The 3,064-nt window shown below is 74.4% G+C and carries 2 protein-coding genes; one reads left to right on the top strand and one right to left on the bottom strand.

The window, feature by feature from the left end:
* Positions 1-1,147: DUF4192 domain-containing protein (locus tag HW445_RS24370; RefSeq protein WP_180223092.1), on the bottom strand; the 1,147-nt coding region annotated here is incomplete at its 3' end.
* 100 nt (positions 1,148-1,247) lie between these two features.
* Between HW445_RS24370 and HW445_RS24365 the strand changes: the two genes are divergently transcribed.
* Positions 1,248-3,064: ATP-dependent DNA helicase RecQ (locus HW445_RS24365; protein ID WP_180223091.1), on the top strand; the 1,817-nt coding region annotated here is incomplete at its 3' end.

Here is a 3,064-nt window from a genome sequence, read left to right as displayed (position 1 = left end):
CGGACTCGGGGTCCAGCCCTTCGTCGACCGCCCGGTGGAGCAGGCGGGCGAACAGATAGCCGGGTTCGGCGGCGAGCGCCATCGCCAGGGCCTCCCGCGCCTCCACGTCGTCCCCGGTGGACCAGGCCACCCAGCCGGCCAGGGTGAGGCACGGCGCCGCGTGCTCGCCGTAGGAGCCGACGCAGCGGCGGGAGAGCGCCCGCCAGAGCCGGAGGGCGGGGTCCGCCTCGGGCCCCTCCATCCATTCCGCCGCCCGGTCCCGGGTGGCGCGGTCCTGGAGGCCGAGAATGAGCGCAGCGGCCTCCTCGTCGGTCAGGAGCGCGTCGTCCCTGAGGTCCGCGTCGGCCGGGTCGGGCCGCGGCGGCTCGGCGGCGTAGCGGTGGTGGACACGAGCCGCCAGTCGCACGGTCTCCTCCGCCACCGCCGCGCGGCCGTCCGTCTCGACCAGGCGCGGCAGCAGCTTCGCGGCCGTCTCGTCCAGGGCGGTCTCCTGGGCCGCCACTGCCTCCCTCCCCTCCCACGGGTGCAGCCGTACCCGCATCTCGCCCAGGGAGCCCCGCACCCTCAGTCCGGCGTAGGTCGCGGCGGCGGCCAGCACCGAGGTGCCGGGGAGTCCCATGGGTCTGCCCTCCGCGGGGCAGCAGTGCTCGTCCGAGCAGCAGTAGGACCAGTACCGCCCACCGGAGAGACACAGCGCCTCGACGACCGGCACGTCGAGCTTCCCGCACTCGGTGCGCAGCAGCTGGGCCAGCGGCCGCAGGCGTTCCATCACGGCCCGTCCGGTGTCGCCCGGCGCGGGCTCCTCGCACACGTAGGCCACCATGCCGGTGACCGCCGAGCCCCGGCGGGCGCTGCCGGTCACCAGACCGAGAGCCAGCTGCCGGGCGGCCGCCTGCCACTCCGAGGACGCGCCCGGGATGCCGAGCCGGGCCCTGCCGCCGAACCGCCCCTGGTCCCCGAAGTCGTGCAGGGCCACCAGCACCATGCTGTCCTCCGGCCGGTAGCCCAGCAGGTAGGGCAGGGCGTCGGCGAGCTCCCCGGCGCTCCGCAGGGTGACCTGCTGAAGGACGGAATCAGCCGACTCACCCCCGCTGGTCTCGTTCGTCTCGTTTCCGGAGGAACCAGTGATTTCGTCGCGATGTGTCATGCGGCGACGATACGGCCGATCGCCGCCTTCACCCGTTCGGCTGTGGACGACGGCCTGTGCACAAACTCCGTCCGTCGCCGCCGTCCTGTTTGATGGGGTCATGGACCAGCACCACGACACCACGGAACTGCGGAGCGAGGCCGACGCCGTCCTCGCCCGGCTCGTCGGCGACCCCACCGGACGGGCGCGACTGCGCGAGGACCAGTGGCGTGCGGTCGAGGCGCTGGTCGCGCACCGCCGACGCGCCCTGGTGGTGCAGCGCACCGGGTGGGGCAAGTCGGCGGTGTACTTCGTGGCGACCTCCCTGCTCCGGGCCCGCGGCAGCGGCCCCACGGTGATCGTCTCTCCGCTGCTGGCGCTGATGCGCAACCAGGTCGACGCGGCCGCGCGGGCGGGCATCCACGCCCGGACCATCAACTCCGCCAACCAGGAGGACTGGGAGACCGTCCAGGCGGAGATCGCGGCCGGGGCGGTGGACGTGCTGCTGGTCAGCCCGGAGCGGCTCAACAACCCGGACTTCCGCGACCACGTGCTGCCCGCCCTGGCGGCCACGACCGGCCTGCTGGTGGTGGACGAGGCGCACTGCATCTCCGACTGGGGGCACGACTTCCGACCCGACTACCGCAGGCTGCGCACGATGCTCCAGGAGCTGCCCGCGGGTGTGCCGGTGCTGGCGACCACGGCCACCGCCAACGCCCGCGTGACGGCGGACGTCGCCGAGCAGCTCGGCACCGGGGCGGCCGGGGCGGACTCCGACGCGCTGGTGCTGCGCGGCCCGCTGGACCGGGAGAGCCTCAGCCTGAGCGTCCTCGAACTGCCGGACGCGGCGCACCGGCTGGCCTGGCTGGCCGACCGTCTGGACGACCTGCCGGGCTCCGGCATCGTGTACACGCTGACCGTGGCGGCGGCCGAGGAGGTCACGGCCTTCCTCCGCCGGCGCGGGCACACCGTGGCCTCGTACACAGGGAAGACCGAGAACGCCGATCGCCAGCAGGCCGAGGACGATCTGCTGCACAACAAGGTGAAGGCGCTGATCGCCACCTCGGCACTCGGGATGGGCTTCGACAAGCCCGACCTCGGTTTCGTGGTGCACCTGGGCTCGCCGTCCTCCCCGATCGCCTACTACCAGCAGGTCGGCCGCGCCGGCCGCGGTGTCGACCACGCGGAGGTGCTGCTGCTGCCGGGGCAGGAGGACGCCGCGATCTGGAGCTACTTCGCCTCGCTGGCCTTCCCCCCGGAGGAGACGGTCCGGCGCACCCTCGACGTGCTGGGCGCCTCCGAGCGGCCTCTGTCGCTGCCCGCCCTGGAGCCGCTGGTGGAGCTTCGCAGGTCCCGGCTGGAGACCATGCTCAAGGTGCTCGACGTGGACGGGGCGGTACACCGGGTGAAGGGCGGCTGGATCGCCACCGGGCGGCCCTGGAGCTACGACGCCGAGCGGTACGCCTGGGTGGCCCGGCAGCGCGAGGCGGAGCAGCAGGCGATGCGCGCCTACGCCGCCACCGACGGCTGCCGGATGGAGTTCCTGCGGCGTCAGCTGGACGACGAGGAGGCCGCGCCGTGCGGCCGCTGCGACAACTGCGCGGGGGCGCGCTTCACGGCGGACGCCTCCACCGGGTCGGTGGACGCCGCGCGATCGAATCTGGCCCGGGCCGGTGTGGAGGTGGAGCCCCGCAAGATGTGGCCCACCGGCATGGCGGCGGTGGGGGTCGACCTGAAGGGGCGCATCCCGGCGTCCGAGCAGTCCGGCGAGGGCCGCGCGCTCGGGCGGCTGTCGGACATCGGCTGGGGCAACCGGCTGCGTCCGCTGCTCTCCCCGCAGGCGGCCGACGGCCCCGTTCCGGACGACGTGGCGCGCGCGGTGGTGGAGGTGCTGGCCGACTGGGCGAAGGGCCCCGGCGGCTGGGCGCCCGGGGTGGA

It is taken from the genome of Streptomyces sp. UH6 (genome assembly GCF_013421635.1).
GTDB lineage: Bacteria > Actinomycetota > Actinomycetes > Streptomycetales > Streptomycetaceae > Streptomyces > Streptomyces abyssomicinicus.
This window is presented reverse-complemented; position numbering and strand designations above follow the sequence as displayed.